Annotated in this window: 7 protein-coding genes and 1 pseudogene; 7 read left to right on the top strand and 1 reads right to left on the bottom strand. The window is 44.3% G+C overall.

All coding sequences use genetic code 11. From position 1 onward, the window contains the following. The 7 genes and pseudogenes from ACP45E_RS09410 to ACP45E_RS09380 form a co-directional block, all read left to right on the top strand. Positions 1-209, top strand: a pseudogene (locus ACP45E_RS09410) (TadE/TadG family type IV pilus assembly protein); the annotation flags it as partial. Next, complete coding sequence (locus ACP45E_RS09405; RefSeq protein WP_017038517.1) at positions 206-676, top strand: TadE/TadG family type IV pilus assembly protein; 471 nt, start codon at positions 206-208, stop codon at positions 674-676. The pseudogene ACP45E_RS09410 and the gene ACP45E_RS09405, both read left to right, overlap by 4 nt. Positions 677-687: 11 nt before the next feature. Beyond that, positions 688-1905, top strand: coding sequence for an AAA family ATPase (locus ACP45E_RS09400; RefSeq protein WP_017038518.1), 1218 nt, complete (start codon positions 688-690; stop codon positions 1903-1905). A gap of 18 nt (positions 1906-1923) precedes the next feature. Continuing rightward, a complete protein-coding gene (locus ACP45E_RS09395; protein WP_017038519.1) occupies positions 1924-3405 on the top strand; it encodes a CpaF family protein in 1482 nt (493 codons plus the stop codon). Positions 3406-3417: 12 nt separating this feature from the next. Then, the gene (locus ACP45E_RS09390; RefSeq protein WP_065576743.1) at positions 3418-4386 is read left to right on the top strand and encodes a type II secretion system F family protein; all 969 of its coding nucleotides are present in this window, start codon (positions 3418-3420) and stop codon (positions 4384-4386) included. 1 nt (position 4387) lies between these two features. Beyond that, positions 4388-5332, top strand: a complete 945-nt coding sequence (locus ACP45E_RS09385) for a type II secretion system F family protein (protein ID WP_017038521.1) — start codon at positions 4388-4390, stop codon at positions 5330-5332. 9 nt (positions 5333-5341) lie between these two features. Next, positions 5342-6361: a tetratricopeptide repeat protein gene (locus tag ACP45E_RS09380; RefSeq protein WP_017038522.1), complete on the top strand. Its 1020-nt coding sequence runs from the start codon at positions 5342-5344 to the stop codon at positions 6359-6361. A gap of 206 nt (positions 6362-6567) precedes the next feature. Here the strand turns inward: ACP45E_RS09380 and ACP45E_RS09375 are convergent. Continuing rightward, on the bottom strand, positions 6568-6966 hold a 399-nt coding region (locus tag ACP45E_RS09375), incomplete at its 5' end, for a chromate transporter (protein ID WP_198927706.1).

Raw genomic sequence — 6966 nt, 5'->3', positions numbered from 1 at the left:
TGGTGGTGTATGGAACCGCCTTGATTGGTGATTCGAGTGCCCCTTTAGTTCAAGGCCTCACCCCCAGTGATATTTCTATCAATCATTCCAATCAATATGTGACGGTCACCATAAATCATACCTATACTCCTATAACAAACTTATTTTCTTCCAGTTTTAACTTTGGTGTCCCACTCAATACGTCTGCAATGATGAGGACGGCACCATGAGAAGCCAACGAGGCATCACGATCATAGAGTTTACGCTCATTTCAAGCGCCTTGTTGGTGTTGATTCTGGGTGTGATTGAAGTCGGGCGCTACATGTACTCGCTGCAGTTGATTAACGAAATGACTCGCGTCGCGGCTAGGTTGGGAGTGGTATGTAATGTGGCAGACAAAGATGAAATACCGGGGTTAGCCGTACCGAGAAATGCCCCTGGAGGGTTTACGGCGGCCAATTTGTCTTTGGAATATTTGAACGAAACAGGGGGCGTGATCACCGGTGATCCCTCTGTGGATCCGGATGTGTTCTTGGATATTCGGTATGTAAGATCGGAAGTGGTTAATTTTGAATATCAATTTTCTGGCTTACTCACCTTTTTACAAGGCGTCATTATTGTGCCGAGCTTTGAAACCACCTTACCAAGGGAAAATCTAGGTGAGATTAGAGGCTCGAATACCGATACGGATTGCTAGAGGAGCGTACGATGGGAGAGGCGGTGGAGCTAACTAGAAATGATGGAAGTCAGATCCGTTTAAAAACCAACCTGAATGTTTGGGTTTTCTATTCAAGCGATCGCTTTCAACTGCATATTAGTCAAGAGCTAGCGCATTGCCAGAGCATCAGCTTTGAGACGATATCATTGCATAATCTGGTGGTCGCAAACCTCGCTCAATTTACCCCTCCTGATCTGATTTTTGTTGAAACCGGGCCCAATTGGGCTCAAAAGATCATCGAGCTTCAGCAATATGAAGGGCCGGCAACAGAAGGCTACGAGGCGTCTTTGATTGTGTTTGGCAATGAGAATGACAATGGCGCATTAAAGATTGCCCTTCGCATTGGTGCCGCTGATTTCGTCTCTGATAAGTCAGAGATCAACGCACTCACCCCCATGCTTAAAAACATTTCTGAGGAAAAAATTGCCAATCGGAACTTAGGCCAAATGTTTGCTTTTATTAATTCAAAAGGGGGATCGGGAGCCTCAACCCTTGCATTGAATTCCGCGATGAGCATAGCAAAAGAGTACCCAGAACAAGTGTTACTGCTTGATCTCGATTTGCAGTTTGGTGTCATTGAAGATTATTTAAATGTGTCTTCGCCGTACAGTCTTTCAGATGCGATAGCGAGTGTCTCTGACTTAGATGAAGTTTCACTAGGAAGTCTTGTGACGAAACATGCTTCGGGGTTACATGTGCTCGGATTCAAGCATGAAAACACCCACGATAACTACGACAAAGCAAAGCACATCAATAAATTGATACCTATACTCAGGGAGTTCTACCCTTATGTCATTATTGATCTTTCTCGCGGGGTGGATCGGCTGTTTACTTCCGTGATTACGCCCGTGACGAAAGTGTTTCTTATTACTCAGCAAAACTTAGTGTCGATTAAAAACACCACTCGGATTGCAAGACTGCTTGCATTGGACTTTGGTATCACTAAAGAGCAGCAAGAGATTATCGTCAATCGCTATGAAAAGCGTCTATCGATCAAGTTGAAAGACATAGAAGAGACGATTCAAGGCGTCAAGGTCCATATGGTGCCGAATGAATTTAAAGTCGCCATAGAGAGTGCCAATTTGGGGCGGCCATTTATTGAATCAAAACAGAAAAGCTCGATAGCGAAGTCTGTGGCTAAGTTCACTTTAACTATGATGCCTGAACAAGAAAAAAAACAAGGTTGGTTAAAGAGCCTGTTTTCCTAAAAGAAATAGGGAGGTTGCATGTTTTTTAAACGGAAAAATATTAACCCTGAATTACAGGAAAAGCTGGCGGCGGTCGATAATCATTATGCCAATAGTGTTGAAACTGGCGAAGATGAGGGTTCTGATGATTCCCAGCCTAATAAGGTCGAACTGTCTAAGAACATAGCCGAACGAAAAGCACGAGACCTTCAAGAAAAAGATAAAGCGGTAGACGATGCAAAAAAGCAGCTAGAACAAGAGCTCGAAACCAAGCACTATTATCATCAACGTCTTTTGGAAACTCTGGACCTTGGATTGCTCGCTAGCTTAGAAAAAGAGCGAGCTAAAAAAGATCTTCATGATGCCATTGTTCAATTAATGGCAGACGATCAAACTCATGCATTAAGTGCTGAAGGCCGAAAGCGGGTGATCATTCAAATTGAAGATGAAGTCTTTGGCCTTGGGCCCTTAGAACCGCTTCTTCACGATCCCACCGTATCGGATATTTTGGTGAATGGACCCAAAAGTGTCTTTGTGGAGCGCAGAGGTAAATTAGAATCCACCCCATACACTTTCTTAGACGATCGGCATTTAAGAAACATCATCGATAGAATCGTTAGCCAAGTTGGCCGTCGTATTGATGAAGCATCCCCAATGGTCGATGCCCGTCTAGCGGATGGCTCACGTGTCAATGCCATCATTCCTCCGCTTGCTTTAGATGGTCCTTCCGTCTCTATTCGCCGCTTTGCTGTGGACAAACTCACCATGGACAACTTACTGGGTTACAACTCGTTGTCTGAGCCGATGGCTAAATTTGTTGAGGCAGCGGTGCATGGCGAGTTAAACATCCTTATTTCTGGTGGTACGGGCTCTGGAAAAACCACCACACTGAATATTTTTTCGAGCTTTATCCCCAGCGATTGCCGAATCATTACCATTGAAGATTCAGCAGAACTTCAGCTGCAACAACCTCATGTCGTTCGTCTTGAAACCCGCCCTGCTAACCTTGAAGGTAAAGGGGAAATCACCCAGCGAGACTTAGTGAAAAATACCCTGCGTATGAGGCCAGACAGGATTGTACTCGGAGAGGTGCGTGGCAGTGAAGCTGTGGATATGCTGGCCGCAATGAATACTGGGCATGATGGTTCATTAGCCACAATACATGCGAATACCCCAAGGGATGCACTCAGTCGTGTTGAAAATATGTTTTCAATGGCCGGGTGGAATATCTCGACGAAAAATCTCCGCTCGCAAATCGCTTCCGCCATTCACTTAGTGGTTCAGATGGAACGTCAGGAAGATGGTGGGCGTCGTATGACGAGTATTTCAGAGATCAATGGCATGGAAGGTGAAATCATCACCATGTCAGAAATATTTAAGTTTCAGCGTCAAGGTATGGATGAAGATGGCAAAGTGATTGGTTATTTTACCGCGACGGGTGTTGTGCCCGCTTGCCACGATCAGTTGTCAAAAAAAGGGCTGCATATGCCTTTTGAAATTTTTAACGAGACCTATCAATAGGAGTAACAGGCTATGGGCGATGATGTCACCCTCTTTTATGTTTTGCTCTTTTTTGCGGTTGTCTTTATTTCTCAGGCACTGATATTACCGGCTGCAGGGAGTAAAGCGAAACATAAAGAACTCTCGGAGAGGTTAAAGGAATCTCAGTCTAATCTTGATGAAGACACGCGTTCGCTTCTTCATGAGCATTATTTAAAGAGCTTAACGCCAACAGACAGAAAGCTTGTTCAGATAAAATTACTCTCTAATTTGAAAAAGAATATTGAGCTTTCGGGTTACGACTGGACACTCATTCAGACGATCACGGTGACCTTTTTGATTGCCTCTAGTTCATCGATGGTTTTGATTTTTATGGGGCAACCATGGTTTGTTGAAATCGCCGCTTTCTTCGGCTCTTGGGTCTTGATGCACATGATGATCCAGAGAAAAATATCCCAACGGCTTGCGACATTTGAAGAACAGTTGCCTGATGCTCTCGATATTATGAGACGTATGCTTCAAGCCGGTCAACCGGTCACCCAAGCCTTTAATGAAGTTGGCAATGAGATGCCCGCGCCAATTGGTATCGAGTTTAAAAACACCTTCAACTTACTCAACTATGGGTACGATATGCGCCTCGCGATTATGCAGATGGCGGAAAGAACACCGACTGTTTCTATGTTGGCGTTTTCTAGTGCGGTGCTATTGCAAAAAGAGACGGGAGGAAACCTGTCTGAAAATCTAGAAAAAGTCTCTCATGTGCTTAGGGCTAGATTTAAATTGCAGAGAAAAATTAAAACCATCTCAGCGGAAAGCCGGTTGTCTGCGTGGATACTGGTGTTGTCCCCGTTCATCCTTTTTATCTTCATGTCGCTCATTAACCCTACGTACGTGGAGCCATTGTATGAAGATCCGAGAGGAATGACCTTAGTCAGTGGTGGGATAGTCAGCCTATTTTTAGGTTCGATATGGATCCGAAACATAATCAACTTTGAGGTGTAACATGGAACGCCTCCTCGATTTTATTAATTACATAGAAATAGACGATGAACTGTTTTTCTTGGGTCTCATTCTCGTCTCTACCAGCTTGTCGATCATGACCGTCGCTTTCATCTTTTTTGGAGTGAAATCGCCGATTAAGAGAAAGCTAGAAGAAATCAGGAATGAATCGGGTGGTCAAAAGCTCAAGAAATCTCGGAAAATTGATAATACGCTAGAGTCGCTAGCGCCCATGATGACACCTTCAAACTCGAAAGAGCGTGAAAGTGTTCGCCATCAATTGATGCATGCGGGATACCATGAAGCGGATGCGCTAACCCTCTTTTATGCGATTAAAATATTCAGTTTCATCATCGGTGTGATGATGGCGGGTGCACTGTACTTTTTTGTTCCAGAGATGAGTAATCTAAGGCTAGCCATGATTTTCAGTGTGGCGTTTGGTGTGTTTGCGCCTAACATGGCGCTCAATCGTATGGTCAAAAAACGTCAATCAAAAGTGCGAGGAGGAGTCCCGGATGCTCTCGACTTGCTGGTGGTGTGTACCGAATCGGGTCTCGGGTTTAATTCTGCGCTACGAAGAGTCGCGGATGAGTTGATGATTTCTCATCCAGAATTTGCTGACGAGCTAGATACCGTGTGTGGCAAGATTAAAGCTGGGGTTGAAATGTCGGATGCTTTTGATGATCTCGTCGAGAGAACGGGCGTGGAAGAAATTACCGGCTTAGTCAAAATGTTAGCGCATGCGTCACGGATCGGTGGGAGCATTTCCCAAACGTTACGAGAATATACCGAGGATTTTCGTGATCGTCGCAATCAAGAAGTTGAAGAAATTGCCGCAAAAATTCCAACAAAAATGATTTTTCCGTTGTTGCTCTTTATCTGGCCATGCTTTTTTATCGTCGCAATCGGGCCATCCATGTTGAGTCTCACATCAACGCTAGGTCAGTAAGGAGTGATTATGAAAGGATATCAAACACTAACGAGCATGGCGTTGTTTTTATTATTAACGGCTTGTGCGAGCGAACCTGAAACGCCGGGCTTTGAAGCGACTTTATACGATGGACGGCCAATAGATACCCTAACATCGGATGCCCCACCGCTTAATGAAAAAGAAGCCATTATGCGAGGTGATATTGCGCTGAGCAGAAATAATATCGATTTGGCACTGTATGAGTACATACGATCGCTGTCGTTTCCTGAGAAACAATATCATGATCAATCTTTGTATAACATTGGGCGGATCCATGAGTCTCGTGGCAACCTTACATTAGCCGGTAAAGCCTATTCGATTGCGTTGGAAGAAAATCCAAACAACATCAAAGTGCTTGAGCAGCTTGGCAGCATTTATACAAAACAAGGCGAGGTAGAGCTAGGGTATAGCTATTACTTACGAGCCCTTAATGCGGATCAATTGCGTCTCAATAGTGCTATCACACTTAGCCAGGATGATCTCGTTAACCCCGAAGACGTAGCAGCGCTGCACATTGATAACGTATCCCCTGCGAACGCTTACATGGGGTTAGGCGTACTAACCGATGTTAAGGCGAATCATGTGTTGGCTCAGACTTTTTATAAAAAGGCATTATTGATTGATCCTCGCTCGGTGAAATTGCAAATAAACACAGGCTATTCGTATTATATGTCGGGCGATTATAAAACAGCGTTGAGGTATACCTTGTCGGCATTGGAGCAGGAGCCGGATAATGAAAAAGCGCAGAATAATCTGGCGTTAATCTACCTAAGCAAAGGAGAGATTAAGCGTGCAATCAATGTCTTTATGCGTCAAATGGAGGCCGCTGAAGCGTTGAATAATGTCGGCTATTTCCTCATTCTTCAGGGGAAACCAGACAAAGCAATACCCTATTTACAACAGGCGATCGATAAAAAACCATCTTACTATAAGGTGGCCAATGAAAACCTCGAAAGAGCATTAGCGGAAGTTAGAGTGAAAGAAGGCGTTGATGAGACCTCTCAGTAAAACGGCATTTGAGATGACTGGGTTTGGAGATGACTGGGTTTGGATATGACTTAGTTAATGATTGCGCATTCATTTACGCCAGTTAATGCTTACGTTTAAATGAACGGGTCTAGTTGAATGATCCCAGTTGCATTGGGTAGTGAGCATAAACGAGTAGGAGAGACGCCGTGCTGGTTGCATCAAGCCGCTCTCCTATTATATTTTTATTAAACCAGTCCTAACAACACACCAGATAAAGCAAAGAAAACAACCATCCAAACAATAGGCAATTTGATTTGTTTTAAAAGAAATAGCCCTATGACGATTAATGCCATATCCACCCCATTGAAAACAGCACTGGTAAATACAGGTTGGTATAGAGCCGCAATCAGCAAACCCACCACCGAAGCATTTACGCCACTGATTGCCCCTGATACGCTTGGTTTACTGGCCAACTGCTGCCAGTTTTTCAGTACCCCAAGTAGCAACAAGAATCCAGGTAAGAAAACAGCAACAGTGGCAACAATGGCACCGATAATAGGGCTTTCAGGCAGCATTTCGTAGCCAATATAAGTCGCAAAGGTAAACATTGGCCCAGGGACGGCTTGAGCGGCAGCATAGCCAGC

Source organism: Vibrio genomosp. F10 str. 9ZD137 (genome assembly GCF_049974785.1).
Classification (GTDB): domain Bacteria; phylum Pseudomonadota; class Gammaproteobacteria; order Enterobacterales; family Vibrionaceae; genus Vibrio.
Note: the sequence above shows the minus strand (reverse complement) of the source record. Positions and strands in the feature narration are given on the sequence as shown.

Coding starts and splice junctions, on each gene's coding strand:
- ACP45E_RS09385 (WP_017038521.1), top strand. CDS start 4,388: ATGGAACGCCTCCTCGATTTTATTAATTACATAGAAATAGACGATGAA.
- ACP45E_RS09395 (WP_017038519.1), top strand. CDS start 1,924: ATGTTTTTTAAACGGAAAAATATTAACCCTGAATTACAGGAAAAGCTG.
- ACP45E_RS09400 (WP_017038518.1), top strand. CDS start 688: ATGGGAGAGGCGGTGGAGCTAACTAGAAATGATGGAAGTCAGATCCGT.
- ACP45E_RS09390 (WP_065576743.1), top strand. CDS start 3,418: ATGGGCGATGATGTCACCCTCTTTTATGTTTTGCTCTTTTTTGCGGTT.
- ACP45E_RS09380 (WP_017038522.1), top strand. CDS start 5,342: ATGAAAGGATATCAAACACTAACGAGCATGGCGTTGTTTTTATTATTA.
- ACP45E_RS09405 (WP_017038517.1), top strand. CDS start 206: ATGAGAAGCCAACGAGGCATCACGATCATAGAGTTTACGCTCATTTCA.